Below are 18983 nucleotides of genomic sequence, written 5' to 3'. Positions count from 1 at the left end.
TCTCCGGAATCCGCATGCGTCGTCTGCTGCTCGCGTTGTCCCTGGGCGTTCTCGCCGGATTGTCGTCCGCGCAGGCAGTCGCTACGCCGGTCTTGCTGATCTCGATCGACGGCCTGCGCCCGGCCGACGTGCTGCAGGCGCGGCAGCGCGGCCTGAAGCTGCCGAATCTCGAGGCGTTTCTGCAGCGTGGCGCGTATGCCAGCGACGTGCGCGGCGTGCTGCCCACGCTGACCTATCCCAGCCACACCACCTTGATCACCGGCGTCTCGCCGAACCTGCACGGCATCGGCGGCAACCTCACCTTCGATCCCACCAACAAGAACCAGCAGGGCTGGGACTGGTACGCCAGCGATATCCGCGTGCTGACGTTGTGGGATGCAGCGCATGCGGCCGGCCTCAGCACGGCCAATGTGCACTGGCCGGTGAGCGTGGGCGCGCAGGTGGACTGGAACCTGCCGCAGATCTGGCGCACCGGTACCGCCGATGACCGCAAGCTGCTCGCGGCGCTGGCCACACCGGGCCTGCTGCCGTCGCTGGAGCACGACCTGGGTCCGTATGCCGATGGCATCGTCGAGGATCTGCCTGGCGATCAGAACCGTGCGCGTTTCGCGGTGAAGCTGCTGGAAACGCGCAAGCCGTATTTCATGACGGCCTACCTCACCGCGCTGGATACGCAGCAGCATGCCAGCGGGCCGGATACGCCGGCATCGCGCAAGACGCTTGAAGGCATCGACCAGCTGATCGGGGAGCTGGTGGCGGCTGCGCAGCGCGTGCATCCCGATGGCATCGTGGCGATCGTCTCCGACCACGGCTTCGCGCCGGTGCAGCAGGACGTCAATCTCTACCTGCCGTTCATCAAGGCAGGCCTGGTCACGCTGAAGGATGGCGAGGTGACCGGCTGGCAGGCGATGCCGTGGAACGATGGCGGCAGCGCGGCGATCGTATTGCATGATCCATCGAACGCCGCGGTCAAGGAGAAAGTCGCTGCCTTGCTCAAGCAACTGCAAGACGATCCGCAGTACGGCATCGCGAGCGTGCTGGATCATGAGCAGGCCGTGGCCCATGGCGGTACGGCGCAGGCCAGCTGGTTCGTGCAATTCAGGCCGGGCCATGAAATGGGCATCAAGCCTGATGCACCGGTACTGTCGCCCGGGCATTACCGCGGCATGCATGGCTACGACGCGGCGCTGCCCGAGATGCGCTCGACCTTCCTGATTGAAGGCAAGGGCGTGCCGGCGGCCCGGGATCTCGGTTCGATCGACATGCGCGATATCGCACCCACGCTGGCGGCGCTGCTTGGCGTGCAACTGCCGCAGGCGCAGGGCAAGGCCTTGCTTGAAATGGACGCGGCCGTCGCGACCAGCGCGCAAAGCCGGAATCCGCTCGCCCATGCGCGCATGGGCGACAGCACGAAATAGACGTCCATACGCATTCGTACATGCGGATGTAACGGCGGCATCACATTCGCAAATCATGCTATCCGGACTCCCACCGAAGGGGTTTCGGTGGATCCCTGTCACACGTGACGCGGGCATTTCCGACGAATGCCCGCGCGAAGGATTCTGCATGTCTCTGCACAAGGTTTCGATTCGCCGAACCGCGCTCGCGCTGGCCACCCTCGGTGCGCTGCATGGCGGCGCACTGTTTGCCGCCACGACCGACACCAGCGCTCCACCAGCGATCGCGGCAACCACGAATGCAACGCCCGATGCCGGCGCGAGCAACGCCAAGACCATGGAAGCCGTGTCGGTAGTCGCTACCGGTGAAACGCGCCAGATCCAGAAAGTCACCATCGAAGACATCAAGGCGCTGCCGCCGGGCAGCAGCCCGCTCAAGGCGATCGACAAGCTGCCGGGTGTGAACTTCCAGGCGGCCGATCCGTGGGGTGCGTATGAATGGTCGACCCAGATCACGCTGCATGGCTTCGACCAGAGCCGCCTCGGCTTCACCCTGGACGGCATCCCGCTCGGCAACATGAGCTACGGCGTTACCAACGGCTTGCAGATCACCCGCGCGATCACCAGCGACAACATCAGCGTCGTCGAGCTGGCGCAGGGCGCCGGTGCGCTGGGTACCGCATCCAGCACCAACCTGGGCGGCACCATCCAGTTCTTCTCGGCCGATCCCGACAATGTGGCCGGTGCGCGCATCAATCAGTCGATCGGCTCCGATGGCACGCATCGCACCTTCGTGCGGGCGGACTCGGGCGATTACCACGGCTTCTCGATGTATGCGTCCTACGACCATGCCGACACCAACAAGTGGAAAGGCTACGGCGATCAGAAGTCCGACCAGATCAATGTGAAGGGTGTGTACCAGTGGGGCGACGGCAATCGCATCAGCTTGTTCGTCGACAGCTCCCGGCGCAAGGAATACGACTACATGGATCTTTCCCTGGTCAGCCAGAAGGCGCTGGGCTGGAACTGGGATTATCTGCAGCCGAACTGGGCCGAGGCGGTGCAGATCGCCAATGCCTACAACGGCCACGGCGCGTATCCGGCCGAGCTGTCCAAACTGCCGGCGGGTTACGACCTGGTCGATGCGACTTATTACGCCGGTGGCGGTATCCGCCGCGACAATCTGACCGGTCTCAGCGGCTCGTTCAATCTGGGCGGTGGCGCCACGTTGAACCTGGGCAGCTACTACCACGGCGATCGCGGCGAGGGGCAGTGGGCGACGCCTTATGTGGCATCGTCGGCCACCGTGCCGATCGCGATGCGCACGACCGATTACGGCCTCGACCGTACCGGCGTCACCGGCTCGCTGCAGTTCACACTGGGCAGCAACGAGATCGAACTGGGCGCATGGGGCGAAAACGCCAACGACAACCAGGAACGCAACTATTTCAAACTGTCCGGCCAGTACAACTATCTCAGCAATTTCTACGCGAGCGAGGCGCCGTTCCTGCGCGGCTTCTTCCAGAACTACGACACCAGGACGCGCATGGCCTACGCGGAAGACACCATCCATCTGCTGGATGATCGTCTCACCGTGAATTTCGGCGCCAAGTCGTTGAGCACGACCACGACCGCCGAGTCGCTGGTGCCCAGCGCACTCGCTGCCGGCCGCGTGAAGGCCAACGAAGGGTTCCTGCCGCAGGCCGGCGTCGACTACAAGCTCGACAGCAGCCAGGACATCTACGCGTCCTACAGCAAGAACCTGGCGGCCTACGGCATCTTGCCGTTCAGCCAGTCGCAGGCCTCGTTCAATGCGAGCAAGAGCACTTTGAAACCTGAGGAATCGCAAACCTTCGAACTCGGTTACCGCGTGCATGGCGATACCTTCGAAGCTTCGGCGGACGCCTACTTCACCCGCTTCAGCAACCGCCTGCTGTCGGTCTCGCCGTGTCCGGCCGTGGTCACCTGTTCGGCGATCCTCAACAACGTCGGTTCGGTGAAAAGCACCGGTCTCGATCTGGCGTTGATCTGGAAACCCATCGAGCATGTGCGCTGGCTCAACTCGCTGTCGTATGCCAACTCGAAGTATCAGGACGACTACCTCAACAACGGCGTAGTGGCCACCGCCGGCAAGTACGTGGTGGGCATTCCGACCTGGATGCTGACCAGCGACGTGAGCTATACCTCGGGTGCGTGGAGCGCCAATCTCGACGCCAAGTACACCGGTCGCCGCTACATCACCTACATCAATGACTCGGCGGTGGCGTCGTACTGGCTGCTCAATGCCGGCGTGAACTACGACCTCGGCGCGGTCTCGGTGCTGAAGGACGTCAGCCTAGGCCTCAACGTGACCAACCTGACCAACAAACATTACTTCGCCACCACCGGAACGAATGGCTATGTCGCCTCCGACCCGACCGGCCAGAACCAGACCTTGATGGCCGGTGCGCCGCGGCAGTGGTTCTTCAATATCAATGTGAAGCTCTGAGCGAACCGTTTGAAACAGATGCGGCGCGGCCCGGAAGGGTCGCGCCGCATCTGTTTCCGGGGACACGTCGTCGTGGCAGCTGTGAATTGCTGTCACGTCGTGACTATGATCGCGGGTCCGTTGCCACAGGGGTCATGCATGTCCAGTTCTCGCCCATCGGTCGGCTCGACGGTGCACCGCCCGTACCTGCATCCCTATCTGGCCATGGGCGTGACGGTGGCGGCCGCGGGGGCGATTCTCGGCGCGATCCTGGCCGGTCCTGCCGCCGATGGCTGGCGGCTGCTGCATTGGCTGTGCAAACCGTTGGCCACGGTGCTGATCTTCCTATTGGCATGGCACGCGCGTCCCGCGCTGTCGATGCGCTACCGACGCTGGATTCTGGCCGGCATCGCCTGTTCGCTGCTGGGCGACGTGTTGCTGATGCTGCCGCAGGATCTGTTTGTGCCGGGACTCGTCGCGTTCCTGTGCGGTCACCTGTGTTTCATCGCTGCCTTTCTCGATGACAGCCGTTTTGGCGCACGCCCGGGGTGGCTGCTCGCCAGCTTCGCGTATGGCGCGATCAACCTGTACCTGTTGTGGGATTCGATCGGTGCTGCGTTGCGCGTGCCGGTGATCGTCTACGTGGTGGTGCTGGCCAGCATGGGCGGGCAGGCGCTGGGGCGGGCACGGACATTGGTGGCGCATGACAGCGCGCGCCGGGCCGCCGTCGGCGCACTGCTGTTCATGCTCAGCGATACCTTGCTGGCGTGGAACCGCTTCCATGCCGCCCTGCCGCTGGCCAGCTTGTGGGTGCTGTCGACGTATTATCTGGCCTTGTGGTGGATCGCGCGCTCGGTGCAGCGCGACGACACCGTGATCGAGGCAGGCGCCGCGCTGTGAATACGCAGGAACTCATCATCACCTGGGCGACGCCGGTGTTCTTCCTTTTGATCGGGATGGAACTGCTGGTGGCACGGCTGCGTGGCCGACACGCGTACGCCAGCAACGACGCGATGAACAGCATCGGGCTGGGCGTGATCTCGCAGATCGTGGGCGTTTTCAGCAAGCTGCTGACGCTGGGCATCTACGCGTGGTGCGTCGAGCATCTGGCGCTGTTCGCGCTGCCGGCGGACCGCTGGTGGGTATGGGCCGGCGCGTTGCTGCTGTACGACTTCTGCTACTACTGGCTGCACCGCTGCGGGCATCGGGTGAACATCTTGTGGGCCGCGCACGTGGTGCATCACCAGAGCGAGCACTACAACCTGTCCACCGCGCTGCGCCAGACCGGCAGCGGCGTGCTGCTGAGCTGGCTGTTCTATCTGCCGATGGCCGTGCTCGGCGTGCCGTTCAAGGTGTTCGTGATCGTGGCGCTGATCGACCTGCTGTATCAATTCTGGGTGCACACCGAACAGATCGGCCGGCTCGGCTGGTTCGACCGGGTGTTCTGCTCGCCGTCCAATCATCGTGCGCATCACGCGGTGAACGACCGCTACCTGGACCGCAACTACGGCGGCATCCTGATCGTGTGGGACCGGCTGTTCGGCAGCTTCGTCGAGGAAGACGACAGCGACCCGCCGGTATACGGCACGCGCTCGCCACTGCGCAGCTGGAACCCGCTGTGGGCGAATGTCGAGGTGTACTGGCACACGGCCGTGGATGCGTGGCACGCGCAGCGCTGGCGCGACAAGCTGCTGCTATGGCTGAAGCCGCCGGGCTGGCGACCGGCCGATGTGGCTATGCGCTATCCGAAGCCGGCCTTCGTCATGCCCGGCGAACGCTTCGATCCGCCGGTGCCGAAAGCGTTGATGATCTATGCCTTGGTGCAGTTTGCGCTGCTGCTGGGGATGACCACGCAGTTCCTGGGCATGGCCGGCACCGCCAGCCTGCCGGCGCTGCTGGCTTACGCGCTCTATCTGGTGGTGGGCCTCAGCGTGCTCGGTGCACTGATGGAACGAAGGCTCTGGGCGCTATGGCTGGAAGGTGCGCGCGTGCTGGCGACGGCGCTGGTGCCGCTGCTGATTGGCCGCTGGTTTGGCATCGCCCGTCTGGACGGCCATTTTGCACTCGCTATCGCGGCGGTGTTCGGGTTCAGCGCGCTGGCGTTGCTGTGGGTGAGTCAGTCGTCTTCCATGGCGAGAGCGGCTTCAGCCGCGAACTGAAGAGCTTCGCGGCTGAAGCCGATCCTGCAAAATCCTGTTGCTGTGTTGCACTGCGCTGCGTGTGTCCTGGCGCATTCGCTATGATCGCCGCTTGCTTTCCGGGGTCAGGGGTCATGCGATGAGTTTCTTCAGCAAGCTGGTGCGGCACAAGTCGGTCGAGCAACTGCAGGCGGAGGTGGGCTCGCGCGGCGATTTCCGCCGCGTGCTGGGGTTGTGGCAGCTCACCGCTATCGGCATCGGCGGCATCATCGGGGTCGGCATCTTCGTGCTGGCGGGCCAGCAGGCGGCCACCAATGCGGGGCCGGCGGTGGCGCTCAGCTTCATCATCGCGGGCCTGGGCAGTGCTTGCGCGGCGCTGTGCTATGCCGAGTTCGCCGGATTGATCCCGGTCACCGGCAGCGCCTATACCTACGGCTACGCGGTGCTCGGCGAATTCGTGGCCTGGATCATCGGCTGGGATCTGCTGCTGGAATACGCGCTGGTGGTCGCGGTGGTGGCGATCGGCTGGTCCGGCTATGTGCAGGTGCTGCTCAACTCAGCCGGCGTGCATCTACCGGAGTGGGCGCAGCAGAGCATGAGCGCGCAGACCATGCAGTACTACCTGCAGCAGATCTTCGGTACGCACGGTGCGACCGCGATCGCCGCACCCAGCGATGGCCACCGTTTCAACGTGATCGCCGCCGGCGTGTCGGTGGCGGTAGCGGTACTGCTGACCGTGCGCACCGAATGGGGCGCGCGCTTCAACACGGCGGTGGTGACGATCAAGGTGATCGGCGTGCTGCTGGTGGTGCTGGTGGGCGTGTTCTACATCAATACGGCGAACTGGCATCCGTTCATTCCCGCGCGCATCGTGGATGCCACCACCGGGCTCGGCCACTTCGGCTGGCAAGGCGTGCTGACCGGCGCCAGCGTGGTGTTCTTCGCGGTGTTCGGTTACGACACGCTGACCACGGCGGCGGAAGAGGCGAAACACCCGCAGCGCGATTTGCCGCGTGCGGTCGTGCTGTCGCTGGCGATCGCGATGGTGTTGTACATCGCGGTGTCGCTGGTGCTGACCGGCATCTCGCCGTACAGCCATCTCGGTGGCGATGCGTCGGTGTCCGATGCGTTCGAATCGATCGGGTTGCACTGGCTCAGCATCATCATCGCGGCAGCCGCGGTGATCGGCGTCACCAGCGTGCTGTTCGCCTTCATGCTGGGCGCGGCGCGGATCTGGTTTGCGCTGGCGCGCGACGGGTTGTTGCCGACATGGTTCGCCAAGGTCAGTCCGCGCTTCGGCACGCCGGCGCGGCCGACCATGATTCTCGGACTGTTCACGGCCCTCATCGCCGGCTTGCTGCCGATCGGCGAAGTGGCCGAGCTGGTCAACATCGGCACGCTCAGCGCGTTCATCATCATCTGCGGCTCGATCATGCTGCTGCGCGTGCGCCGCCCCGACCTGCAGCGCAACTTCCGCACGCCGGCGGTGTGGTTCACCGCGCCGCTGGGCATCGTGTTTTCCGCCGTGCTGATTTATGGATTGCCGTGGATCACCTACGAGCGCTTCATCATCTGGATGGCGCTGGGCTGCCTGATCTATTTCGGCTACGGCATCCGGCACAGCAAGCTGGCTCAGGCCGACGCCGTGTGAGGCTCGTCGATCAGCAGCCTGCTTGGCGCGCTGATGATCTGGTCGCGGCCGTCGCGCTTGGCCTGGCGCATGGCCTGATCGGCGCGCGCCAGCAGGCTGTCGATATTTTCGTCGGCGTGGTCGCATTCGGCGACGCCGATGCTGACGGTCAGCGGGCCGTCAGGGCGCAGGATCGCGCGCACGGCCAGGCGCAGCTGCTCGGCGCGTAGGCCGGCTTGCTCCAGGTCGAGGCCGGGCAGCAGGATCGCGAACTCCTCGCCGCCGATGCGGCCGATCAGATCGTTCGGGCGCATCTGCCCGCGTATCGCGGCGGCCAGCGCGATCAGTGCCGCGTCACCTGCCGCGTGACCGTAATCGTCATTGAGCTGCTTGAAGTGGTCGGCATCCAGAAACAGCATGCATGCCGGTTTCTGCTGGCGGTGGATGTCGCTCAGCGCTAGCCGTGCCAGTTCGAGAAAACGATTGCGCAGCAGCAGGCCGGTCAGGCCGTCGGTATAGGTCTGCTCGCGCAGCTGGCCCTCCAGCCGGAACTGCGCGAACAGCGTGCGGGCCATGAACGCGCGCAGCACCGTCGACAGCGAAATCGCGACCGCCATGTAGACGAAGTACTGAAAAATCACCACGCCATCGGCGTTGCCGAGCAACAGCATCGGTAGCGGCCCGAGCGCGCACATCGCCATGGCCAAGGCGAAATCCCAGCGGCCGAGCCAGATGACCGACGATGCCACCGGCAGCAGCAGGCCGGGCATCACCAACGGCTGCCCCGGCAGGTGCCCGAAACTGTTCAGGTTGATGCCGATCTCCAGCAGCAGTACGCACAGCAGCGCCAGCACGCTGAGCGCTTGCGGGCGCCGTACATGTTTGGCGGCCATGGCTACCAGCAGCAGCGGCAACAACAGCGACAACCGCAGCAGCAAGGGCAGCGGCGAGCTGCGGACCAGCACGCTGGCGAAGACCGCCACCCCATACGCCAACGTGGCCATCAGCATCAGCGCGTGGATCATCGGCCCCATCTGGCGCGCGAGATAGTGGGAGTACTCGCGGCGCTGATCAGGGTCGCTGGCGTGCCTTCGGTGCTCGGGAAACAGAAAGTGCATGCGGGTCTCGGGAGTGGAGCGGTTGTCGGTCCGACTTCAACTTGGCCGACTTCAACCCGATTCGAGCAAGATGGATGCCATGACCAGGGTGCAACGACCGGATCGGGCGCCGGCAACCCATGGTCATGACCTTCGGCATGGGTTAAGCGCGGGGTTGCCGGTCTAGCATCGGCCGCCTGGATTCATGCGACTGCCACCTTTGTCGGCATGAAATCCCGGAGCCCGTCTGGTTTTATCCGTTGCGCACCGTGGGTTGTTCGGTTCGTGCGGCAGGGCAACGCACTCCCCACCTTCCCACCCGGAGAACACATTGAAAGTCACCCGCCTTGCTTCCGCCCTCGCCGCCGCCGCCTTCGGGCTGGCCAGTTTCAGCGCGCTTGCCGATGTCCCGGCGCCGCAGGATGTGCCCTACCAGGGCACATTGAAGATCAACGTGGACGCCACCGATGTGGCCCATCGCATCTTCCGCGTGCATGAGGTGATCCCCGCGCAGGCCGGTCCGCTGACCTTGCTGTACCCGCAGTGGCTGCCGGGCAACCACTCGCCGAACGGTACGATCGACAAGATGGCCGGACTGGTGGTGAAGGCGAACGGCCAGGTGCTGCCGTGGACGCGCGATCCCCTCAATGTCTACGCGTTCCACGTCGACGTGCCGCAGGGCGCCAGCGGCGTGGAGGTGGAGTTCCAGTTCCTTTCGTCCCAGGACCAGCGCCAGGGCCGCGTGGTGATGACACCCGAAATGCTCAACCTGCAATGGAACTCGGTGACGATGTATCCGGCCGGCTACTTCGCGCGCCAGATCAACACCGAAGCCAGCGTGAAACTGCCCGTCGGCTGGCAGGCTGGCACCGCGCTGGAGGTGGCTTCGAAGGACGGCGACACGCTGAATTTCAAGGCGATCAATTACGATGACCTGGTCGATTCGCCGATCTACGCCGGCAAGTTCTTCAAGCGCATCGATCTGGATCCGGGCGCCAAGGCGCCGGTGCACATGGCCATCGTCGCCGATGACCCGAAGTACCTGGAGATCAAGCCGGAGCAGATCAAGCCGTTCCAGAACCTGGTCCAGCAGATGTACAAGATGTACGGCGCGCATCACTACGACCACTACGACTTCCTCGTCTCGCTCAGTGACAAGATGAGCGGCAATGGCCTGGAGCATCACCGCTCCAGCGAAGACGGCACGTCGGCCGACTTCTTCACCGAGTGGAAGAAGAACGCGCTGGGCCGCGACCTGTTCTCGCACGAGTTCAACCATTCCTGGGACGGCAAATACCGCCGTGGCGCGGATCTGGCCACGCCGAACTTCAACGTGCCGATGAGCGACACCTTGCTGTGGGTCTACGAAGGCCAGACCCAGTTCTGGGGCCAGGTGATGGCCGCGCGTTCAGGCCTGTGGGATACCGAGCAGGCGCATGACATGTGGGCTTTCACCGCCGCCACCTACGACAAGGGCCGTCCCGGCCTGGCCAGCTTCCGCAACGTGCAGGACACCACCAACGACCCGATCATCGCGCAGCGTCGCCCGTTGCCGTATCGCAACTACCAGGCCAGCGAGGACTATTACTCGGCCGGCCAGATGATCTGGCTCGAGGTCGACAGTCAGCTGCGTGAGCTGAGCGGCGGCAAGAAGACCATCGACGATTTCGGCAAGGCGTTCTTCGGCATGGAGAGCGGCAAGTGGGATGTCAACACCTACACCTTCGAGGACGTCGTCAAGACACTCAACGGCATCGCGCCATACGACTGGGCGAAGTATCTGCGCACGCGCCTCGATGGCCATGGTCCGCTGATCGGCGGCATCGAGTCGCACGGCTGGAAGCTGGTCTATACCGACAAGCCGTCCGACGCGGTGAAGGCGATCGAGACGCGCCGACATACTGTCGATCTCACCTATTCGCTGGGCGTCTCCATCGGCAAGGCCGGCAGCATCAATGACGTGCTGTGGGACGGCCCGGCGTTCAAGGCCGGCCTGTCGCCGAGCATGACGGTGGTCGCCGTCAATGGTCGCGACTACGATGCCGACGCGCTCAAGGAGGCGGTGACCGCCTCGGCGAAGGACAAGAGCCAGCCGGTCGAGCTGCTGGTGAAGGACTTCGACGAGTACAAGACCATCCGCATCGACTACCACGACGGTCTGAAGTACCCGCACCTGATCCGCGACACCGGCAAGCCCGATACGCTGACCACGCTGCTCAAGGCTCGCTGAAACCGCAACTCCTCCCTCTCCCCCTGCGGGGAGAGGGTTGGGGTGAGGGGCGGGTGCTCGCGAGGGACTATCGTGTCGCCGCCCACATGCGCACCTTGCCATCTCGGCTATACTGCGCTCCCCGCGGTGCCGGCCTTCCGGCTTCAGCATCGCGCGTGGTCATACATGCGCCCGTAGCTCAGCTGGATAGAGTACTGCCCTCCGAAGGCAGGGGTCGTGGGTTCGAATCCCGCCGGGCGCACCATTCGATGGGTTCTTCACCGGCATTCCCAAGCGACATCGGACGGGTGCCGGGCCGTTATAAAAAAAGGCGCCCCGCAGGGCGCCTTTTTAGTCCACTGGAGCTGACCGATCAGCTTTTTTTGATGTCGAAATCCTGCTTGGTCACCGGTTTGCCGTCGAGCGAAATCTCGACCCTGTATTTGCCTTCGGGCCACAGGTCGGGGTTCTGGACCTTGAACGTGGTGACAGCGGGACCGTCGGTGGCGATCGACTGGCTGATGTTGCTGACCAGCTGGCCCTGACCCTCCAGATAGCTCCATTTGGCGTTGAGCGTGGCCCCGCCGCTACGGCCTTCAGTGGTGACACTGGCGTAGATCATCTTGTTGTCGGGGGCAAAACTGCTGCTGGCGCGAGTCACCTGATGCTGCGCATTCACATCGTTGCCGAGGGTCAGCTTGGCCACCGTCAACGGGGTCTCTGCCGGCGCTGCAGCCATCGGGGCGGCAGTGGGCGTCACGCTGGCCGAAGTGCTGCTATGGGCAGGCGCTGTCATACCGCTTGTGGCGGGCGCAGGCGCGGGAGTCTTGGCGGCGGAGCTGGCGGGGGGCGGTGTGCTGGCAGGTGTGGCCGGTTCGTTCTTGCCGCAGGCGCTGAGCAACAGCAGGCCGGCAAGACTGGCGCTGTATAAGGCGGTAGTACGGATGGAACGTGTCATGGTGAGCTCCGGGTCGATGACGTGGCGGGTACCACTCCATGGCTGTTGCCGCAGCGCCGTCCAGGCACCTTGGTCAGAACGCAGATGCTAGCGCCGCCGATCTGAAGCGTTGATTACCGGGGAGCGCGGCATCGACTGAACTTTCACGTGGCCATGACGCAAAGATAAAGCCGCCTGCCTCAGGGGCATCGGATGCTTACTGGCGAACCGTGCGCAAGTTGCTCGGCGTGGCCGGCGCACTGCTGCGGAATGGGTTGATATCCAGTCCGCCGCGGCGGGTGTAGCGCGCGTACACGCTCAACTGCTGCGGCGCGCAGCGCTGCAGCAGGTCTACGAAGATGCGCTCCACGCATTGCTCGTGAAACTCGTTGTGTTCGCGGAACGAGACCAGGTAGCGCAGCAGGCCGGCGTGGTCGATCGGTGCGCCGCGATAGGCGATCTGCACGCTGCCCCAGTCCGGCTGGCCGGTGACCGGGCAGTTCGAGCGCAGCAAATGCGAGACCAGGGTTTCCGCCACCGGAGTGGCGCCGATATCCGTTTGCAGAAAATCGGCTTCCGGCGGGCCGTAGTGGTCGATCTCGATGTCCTGGCGGTCGAGTAGATGGCCGTCCAGATCGATGACCGGCAATGCGGCGGCATCCGCTTCGCTGAGTTGGACGCCGATGACTGCACCGGCCGCGGCGGACAGGTCGTGCATCAGTGTGGTCGTCAGCGTGGCGACATCGGCGATGCGTTCCTGCGCAAAACTGTTCAAATACAGCTTGAACGATTTCGATTCGATGATGTTCGGCGACGCGGCCGGCACGCGGAACTCCGCCAGCGCCACCACCGGCTTGCCGCGCAGATCGAGCCACGACAGCTCGTAAGCGTTCCAGATGTCGACGCCGTGGAACGGCAGCGGTTCGGCCACGCCGATTTCCGCGCGTTTGTCGGTACGCGGTATCGCAAACAGCAAGGACGGGTCGTAGCGATCGGCGTAAATGGTGTCCTTGCCGAGCGGAGAATGTTCTGGGGTGTTCATGCCGCGCATTTTAGCCGCTCTGCCGGTTGTGCTGGCGGCTGGCGCGGAGACCGTCGTGCAACGGCATGGTTATGCGGGAAAGTCCCGCATAACCATGCCGACAGAGACGCGCAGGTTACGCGTTGACCAGCTGCATCATCGCGCCGGCATAGCGCTCGCCGGCGGCCGCGTCGGGCGGGAACACCGCATCGATCGCGGCCAGCTCGGTAGCGCCGAGCTGCACGTCGAGCGCGCCGAGGTTCTCGTCCAGCCGCGAGCGCTTCTTGGTGCCGGGAATGGCCAGCACATCGTCACCCTGCGCCAGCACCCAGGCCAGTGCCAGCTGCGCCGGAGAGCATCCCTTGTCGGCGGCCAGCGCCTTGACCTGTTCGACCAGATGCAGGTTGCGGGTGAAGTTCTCACCCTGGAAGCGTGGGCTGTTGCGGCGGTAGTCATCGGCTTCGAAATCGTTCGGCGAGCGGATCGCGCCGGTGAGGAAGCCGCGGCCCAGCGGCGAATAGGCGACCAGGCTGACCCCGTTGCGGCGGCAGGATTCCAGCATGCCGTTGCCTTGCGGGTCACGCGTCCACAGCGAGAATTCACTCTGCAGCGCCGCAATCGGGTGCACCTTGCAGGCGCGCTCCAAGGTCGCGCCGGAAGCCTCGGACAAGCCCAGGTAACGCACCTTGCCTGCGGCCACCAGCTCGGCCATCGCGCCCACGGTCTCCTCGATCGGCACGTTCGAGTCGACGCGGTGCTGGTAGTACAGGTCGATGGTGTCGATGCCCAGCCGTTTCAGACTGGCGTCGCAGGAGGCGCGAACGTAGTCCGGGCGACCGTTGGCACCGCGCTTCAACGGGTCGTTCGGGTCCCGCACGATGCCGAACTTGGTGGCGATGAAAGCCTGCTCGCGGCGCCCCTTGATCGCCTGGCCGACCAGCACCTCGTTAGTGTGCGGACCGTAGACGTCGGCGGTATCGAGCAGAGTGAGGCCGCGGTCCAGTGCGTGCTGGATGGTGGCGATCGATTCAGTGTCGTCGCGCTGGCCGTAGAAGTCACTCATGCCCATGCAGCCGAGGCCGAGGGCGGAAACGTTCGGGCCGTGGCGGCCGAGGGTGCGGGTCTGCATGGTCGTGGTTCCGGTGGTGAGGGACGGAAAGCATGGTGCGCCATGCCGGTATTCGGATAAATACTCAATAATGAGCATCACTATTCAATCAGTGGAAACAATCATGGATCGTCTCGAAGCCATGCGGCTGTATACGCGGATCGTCGAGCTGGGCAGCTTCACCGCCGCCGCGGACGATCTGAACCTGCCGCGCGCCACCGTTACCCACGCGATCAAGCGGCTGGAAACGCGGCTCGGCGCGCAGCTGCTGCAGCGGACCACCCGGCGGGTCAGCACCACGCGCGACGGCGAGGTGTATTACGGCCACTGCGTGCGCCTGCTGGCCGACATGGACGAGGTGGAAACGGATTTTCGCGAAGCCGCGGTACAGCCGAAAGGGCGCTTGCGCGTCGACTTGTCGGCCGCGCTGGCACGGCTGCTGGTGATCCCGGCGCTGCCGGCGTTCTGCGCGCGCTTTCCGCAGATCGAGCTGGACATCGGCACCGGCGATCGTTTCGTCGATCTGGTGCGCGAAGGCGTCGACTGCGCGGTGCGGGTCGGCGAGCCTGGCGATATCGGCATGGTCGGGCGGCGCGTGGCGACCTTGCAGCAGATCACCGTGGCCAGCGCCGACTACCTGCGCCGGCATGGCCGGCCCGACTCGCTGGCTGCGCTGCATGATGGACATCTCGCGGTGAACTGGGCCTCGCCGACCACCCGCCGCGCCGAACCGCTGGAGTTCATGGTGGGGCGCCGGCGGCGCCAGGTGAGCCTGCCCGGGCGGATCACGGTGAATGGTGCCGACGCCTATCTAGGCTGCTGCATCGCCGGCCTCGGCATCGCGCAGTTCTCGCGTTACCGGATCGAGCGGGAGCTGGCTCGCGGCACGATGGTCGAACTGCTGCCGACCACGCCGCCGCCGGCGCTGCCGATGACGGTGCTGTACCCGCCGCAGCGACAGATGCCGGCGCGGCTGCGCGTGTTCGTCGACTGGCTGGTGGAGCTCACTGCGGATCAGCGGTGAGGCTGCCGCGTCGGGCCGAGCTGTTGTTATGTAGGAGCGCGCTTGCGCGCGATGCTCTTCGCCACGTTACGTAAAAAAGCATCGCGCGCAAGCGCGCTCCTACACAGGTGGGAGGGAACGTCTACGACTCGCGCGGTATGAAGTGCCGCGGCGCGCTGGTTCCCAGTGTGTCGCTGGTCAGCGGGGCGCCGGCGCTGATCAGTGCGCCGCGCTGCTCGGCCAGCGGCAGGCGCAGCATGCAGTCCTCGTAGCGGGCGAGTTTCTGGAACACCGGCAGCGCCTGCACCTGCGCGACGAGAGCGGCACTGCGCGGCCAGCGTGTGGCGTCGATCGCGTAGCGCACGAACGAGGCGGTGCGGAAGAAGCTGGCGATGCTGATGTCGGCGATCGACAGCGGGCCGAACAGGAAGCCGTCGTCCGGCAGCTGTTTTTCCAGATAGTCGAGCGCGGCGGGTATCTCCGCGTCGCGCGCCTGCTGCACCACCGCTTCGTCGGTGGCCTCGCCGAAGACGTGGCGCCTGATCGCCAGCTGATAGAACAGCTTCCAGATCAGCCCGCTGGCCAGCCGCGTGTCGGCGTATTCCTCCAGCCAGCGTGCCTGCGCGCGGTCGGCGATATCGGCCGGATACAACGCCGGAGTGGGGTGGCGGTCGTCCAGGTACTGGCAGATCACCGAGGAATCGTTCAGCACGAAGCGGTCATCGATCAGCACCGGAATGCGACGAAGCGGACTGAGCCTGGAGAATTCATCGTTGCCGACAAATGGCGCGATCGGATCGACCTCGTAGTCGAGCCCTTTCAGCTCCAGACAGACCAGCACTTTGCGCACATACGGCGAAATGTAATTGCCGATGACTCTGAGACGCTGCGGCATGACGGCGACTCCACGGGACAGGAGCCGCAGCGTGCGATGGCTGCCGCATGCGCGTCAAGCAGCGGCAGGCGCGGTTTGCTCAGCCGCTTGCAGGCGGTAGCGCCGGGATCGGCGTGGGCGAGCCGTTGGAGTCCAGCGCGATCATCACGAAGCGGCCGGTGGTACAGACGCGACGGTCGCCGGTGAGCGGATCCTCGGCAGTCATCTCCACTTCGACGTGCATCGAGCTGCGGCCGACCTTGACCACGCTGGCCACCAGTTCCACCAGCTGGCCGGTGCGCACCGGCACGCGGAAGTTCACTTCCTCCGAACGCGCGGTGACCACGGTGCGCCGCGCATAGCGCGAAGCGACGATGAAGGCGGCCTTGTCCATCCACGCCAGCGCCTGGCCGCCGAACAGCGTGCCTAGGTGATTGGTGTGGTCGGGGAAAACCATTTCCAGCAGGCGTGCTTCGATCGGTGCGGTCGTCATGGGATCACTTGGCAAGGGGGAGGGCGGCGGGCGGTACGCCTTCGGGGCGATATCCGGCACAGGCGCGTAGTTTGCCGCAAACCGGCAGGCTGCATGGCGACATGGACCTTTGGCACAGGGAGAGCGGCGCGATATCGCGCTAGCATCGGGCAGTTTATGTGTCAGCGTGGCCGCCAGCGGTTGCGTCCCCCGGTTTTTTTGGAGGTCAGGATATGTATGTGGTGATCGGCAAATCGCGTCTGTTCGGCGCCATGATGTTGGGCTTGCTGTCGACGGCCGCGGCCGCGCAAGGGCGCACTCTGGGGACGGAGGACTACGCGCGCGCGGAGCGCTTCGCCATGTACAACACCGCGCCGCTGGTCGATCACGCGGTGCAGAAGGTGAGCTGGCTGGACGACGGCCATTTCTGGTATCGCGACCACGACAGCAACGGCGACCATTTCGTGCAGATGGACGCGGCCAGCGGCAAGGTCACGCCGCTGTTCGATCAGGTCAAGCTCGCCGCCGCGCTGGGCAAGGTGACCGGCAAGCCGGTCGACGCGAAGAAACTGCCGATCACCGACTACAGCGTGATGCCGGATGGCCGCATCAACGTTGCCATCAGGGAAGCTCATTACCTGTGCAACCTGCAAGCCGCCGTCACCTGCGTGGCTGGCAGCGGCGCGAAGACGGACGGCAAGGCGGACCATGGCCACGAACCCGGCGTGCTGTCACCGGACAAGAAAAGCGAAGCGTTCATCCGCAACTGGAACCTGTGGCTGCGCGATGTCGCTACCGGCAAGGAGACGCAGCTCACCACCGATGGCGTGGAGAACTTCGGCTACGCCACCGACAACGCGGGCTGGAAGCACACCGACAGCGCGATCCTGGAGTGGTCGCCGGATTCTAAGCAGATCGCCACGTTCCAGCAGGATCAGCGCAAGACCGGCGACATGTACATGATCAGTACCAACGTCGGTCACCCGAAGCTGGAGGCGTGGAAGTATCCGCTGGTCGGCGACAAGGATGTGACCATGATCGAGCGCGTCATCATCGACGTGCCGAATCATCAAGTGGTGCGGCTGAAGATGCCGGCGGACCAGCATCGCTCCACCTTGTGCGATGACGTCAGCTGCGGCCCGGACGGCGGCTGGGACGATGTGAAGTGGGCGCCGGACGGCAAGACGCTGGCCTTCGTTTCCACCTCGCGCGACCACAAGCACGAATGGTTCCGCATCGCCGATGCGGCGAGCGGCGCGGTACGCACCGTATTCGAGGAGAGCGTCAAGACCTACTACGAAAGCGGCAACGACCAGGTCAACTGGTTCTACCTGCCCGAAAGCCACGAGGCGATCTGGTTCTCCGAGCGTACCAACTGGGGCCAGCTGTACCTGTACGACCTGGACAGCGGCAAGCTCAAGCGCGCCATCACCACCGGCGAAGGCAACGTCACCCAGGTGCTGAAGGTGGATCCGAAGACACGCACGCTGTGGTTCCGCGGCGTGGGTCGCGAGCCGGGCGTGAACCCCTACTACCAGCAGTTCTACAAGGTCGGCCTCGATGGCGGCAAGCCGACTCTGCTGACTCCGGAACCGGCCGATCACACGGTGGCGCTGTCGCCGGACGGACGTCTATTCGTCGATGCGTATTCCACCCCGACGGAGCCGCCGGTGACCGTGTTGCGCCATGCGCAGGATGGGCAAACCGTGGCGCAGGTGGCCAAGGCCGACATCAGCCGGCTCGTCGCCAGCGGCTGGATCGCGCCGACGCCGTTCACGGTGAAGGCGCGCGATGGCAAGACCGAGCTGTACGGCCTGATGTTCAAGCCGACGAACTTCGATGCGTCGAAGAAGTATCCGATCGTCGACTACGTCTACCCCGGTCCGCAGACCGGTTCGGTCGGCAGTCGCAGTTTCATGCCGTCACGTGTCGATCACCAGGGGCTGGCGGAACTCGGTTTCATCGTCGTGGCGATCGACGGCATGGGCACGCCGTGGCGTTCGAAGGCGTTTCACGATGCCTACTTCGGCAACATCGGCGACAACACGCTGCCTGATCAGATCGCCGGGCTGAAGGAGCTGGGCAAGCGCTACTCGTGGATCGATCTCGACCGCGTCGGCATGTGGGGCCACTCCGGCGGCGGCAATACCACCGCCGATGCGATGTTCCGCTATCCCGATTTCTTCAAGGTCGGCTGGGCCGAGAGCGGCAACCACGACAACCGCAACTACGAGGACGACTGGGCCGAGAAGTGGCAGGGCCTGCTGGTGACCAACAAGGACGGCAGCAGCAACTATGACGACCAGGCCAACCAGCGCATGGCGAAGAACCTCAAAGGCCACTTGATGCTGACCCACGGCACCATGGACGACAACGTGCCGACCTCGAGCACCTTGCTGGTGGTCGATGCGTTGATCAAGGCCAACAAGGATTTCGACCTCCTGCTGATTCCCAATGCCCACCACGGTTACGGCAAGGCGTCACCGTATGTGACTCGCCGACGCTGGGACTACTTCGTGCGCAATCTTGCCGGCGATACGCCGCCGCAGGAATACGCGATGAAGGTGCCGAAGGACTGAGATACATCCGCTCTTCCACGGAAGAGCGGAGTGTTGCAAGCCCGGAGTGTG

Annotated in this window: 14 protein-coding genes and 1 tRNA gene; 9 read left to right on the top strand and 6 right to left on the bottom strand. The window is 64.6% G+C overall.

Going from position 1 to position 18983, the window contains the following annotated elements:
• The first annotated feature begins 14 nt into the window (after nt 1-14).
• From BUA26_RS07340 to BUA26_RS07320, 5 genes are all read left to right on the top strand, one after another.
• Nucleotides 15-1418, top strand: a complete 1404-nt coding sequence (locus BUA26_RS07340; RefSeq protein WP_083572897.1) for an alkaline phosphatase family protein — start codon at nt 15-17, stop codon at nt 1416-1418.
• Nucleotides 1419-1566: 148 nt separating this feature from the next.
• The gene (locus BUA26_RS07335; protein WP_072759162.1) at nt 1567-3885 is read left to right on the top strand and encodes a TonB-dependent receptor; all 2319 of its coding nucleotides are present in this window, start codon (nt 1567-1569) and stop codon (nt 3883-3885) included.
• A 204-nt stretch (nt 3886-4089) separates the two neighbouring features.
• Nucleotides 4090-4764 (top strand): lysoplasmalogenase, encoded by a 675-nt coding sequence (locus tag BUA26_RS07330; RefSeq protein ID WP_255368241.1) that lies wholly within the window; start codon nt 4090-4092, stop codon nt 4762-4764.
• Nucleotides 4761-6023 carry a sterol desaturase family protein gene (locus BUA26_RS07325; protein WP_072759158.1) on the top strand — a complete coding sequence of 421 codons (1263 nt, stop codon included), beginning with the start codon at nt 4761-4763 and terminating at the stop codon, nt 6021-6023. The genes BUA26_RS07330 and BUA26_RS07325 overlap by 4 nt, the downstream gene beginning before the upstream one ends.
• A gap of 118 nt (nt 6024-6141) precedes the next feature.
• Nucleotides 6142-7653: an amino acid permease gene (locus BUA26_RS07320; RefSeq protein ID WP_072759156.1), complete on the top strand. Its 1512-nt coding sequence runs from the start codon at nt 6142-6144 to the stop codon at nt 7651-7653.
• Here BUA26_RS07320 and BUA26_RS07315 read toward each other — a convergent pair.
• Complete coding sequence (locus tag BUA26_RS07315; protein WP_072759154.1) at nt 7635-8750, bottom strand: GGDEF domain-containing protein; 1116 nt, start codon at nt 8748-8750, stop codon at nt 7635-7637. The genes BUA26_RS07320 and BUA26_RS07315 overlap by 19 nt on opposite strands.
• Nucleotides 8751-9060: 310 nt before the next feature.
• Between BUA26_RS07315 and BUA26_RS07310 the strand changes: the two genes are divergently transcribed.
• Nucleotides 9061-10959: a M61 family metallopeptidase gene (locus tag BUA26_RS07310; RefSeq protein WP_072759152.1), complete on the top strand. Its 1899-nt coding sequence runs from the start codon at nt 9061-9063 to the stop codon at nt 10957-10959.
• Between the two features lie 167 nt (nt 10960-11126).
• Nucleotides 11127-11203: transfer RNA gene (locus BUA26_RS07305), tRNA-Arg, on the top strand.
• A 108-nt stretch (nt 11204-11311) separates the two neighbouring features.
• On the opposite strand, the gene BUA26_RS07300 is transcribed toward BUA26_RS07305, so the two are convergent.
• From BUA26_RS07300 to BUA26_RS07290, 3 genes are all read right to left on the bottom strand, one after another.
• Nucleotides 11312-11896, bottom strand: a complete 585-nt coding sequence (locus tag BUA26_RS07300) for a hypothetical protein (RefSeq protein ID WP_072759150.1) — start codon at nt 11894-11896, stop codon at nt 11312-11314.
• A 196-nt stretch (nt 11897-12092) separates the two neighbouring features.
• Nucleotides 12093-12917, bottom strand: a complete 825-nt coding sequence (gene queF, locus BUA26_RS07295) for an NADPH-dependent 7-cyano-7-deazaguanine reductase QueF (protein ID WP_072759148.1) — start codon at nt 12915-12917, stop codon at nt 12093-12095.
• A 115-nt stretch (nt 12918-13032) separates the two neighbouring features.
• Nucleotides 13033-14025 carry an aldo/keto reductase gene (locus BUA26_RS07290; protein ID WP_072759146.1) on the bottom strand — a complete coding sequence of 331 codons (993 nt, stop codon included), beginning with the start codon at nt 14023-14025 and terminating at the stop codon, nt 13033-13035.
• A 103-nt stretch (nt 14026-14128) separates the two neighbouring features.
• Between BUA26_RS07290 and BUA26_RS07285 the strand changes: the two genes are divergently transcribed.
• The gene (locus tag BUA26_RS07285) at nt 14129-15028 is read left to right on the top strand and encodes a LysR family transcriptional regulator (RefSeq protein WP_072759144.1); all 900 of its coding nucleotides are present in this window, start codon (nt 14129-14131) and stop codon (nt 15026-15028) included.
• 121 nt (nt 15029-15149) lie between these two features.
• On the opposite strand, the gene BUA26_RS07280 is transcribed toward BUA26_RS07285, so the two are convergent.
• Both BUA26_RS07280 and BUA26_RS07275 read right to left on the bottom strand, forming a co-directional pair.
• A complete protein-coding gene (locus tag BUA26_RS07280; protein WP_072759142.1) occupies nt 15150-15902 on the bottom strand; it encodes a glutathione S-transferase family protein in 753 nt (250 codons plus the stop codon).
• A gap of 79 nt (nt 15903-15981) precedes the next feature.
• A complete protein-coding gene (locus BUA26_RS07275) occupies nt 15982-16374 on the bottom strand; it encodes an acyl-CoA thioesterase (RefSeq protein WP_072759140.1) in 393 nt (130 codons plus the stop codon).
• A 212-nt stretch (nt 16375-16586) separates the two neighbouring features.
• Here BUA26_RS07275 and BUA26_RS07270 point away from each other — a divergent pair, with 212 nt between their 5' ends.
• A complete protein-coding gene (locus tag BUA26_RS07270; protein WP_072759138.1) occupies nt 16587-18932 on the top strand; it encodes a S9 family peptidase in 2346 nt (781 codons plus the stop codon).
• The last annotated feature ends 51 nt before the right edge of the window (nt 18933-18983 follow it).

Source organism: Rhodanobacter sp. OK091, from assembly GCF_900142825.1.
Taxonomy (GTDB): domain Bacteria; phylum Pseudomonadota; class Gammaproteobacteria; order Xanthomonadales; family Rhodanobacteraceae; genus Rhodanobacter.
This window is presented reverse-complemented; position numbering and strand designations above follow the sequence as displayed.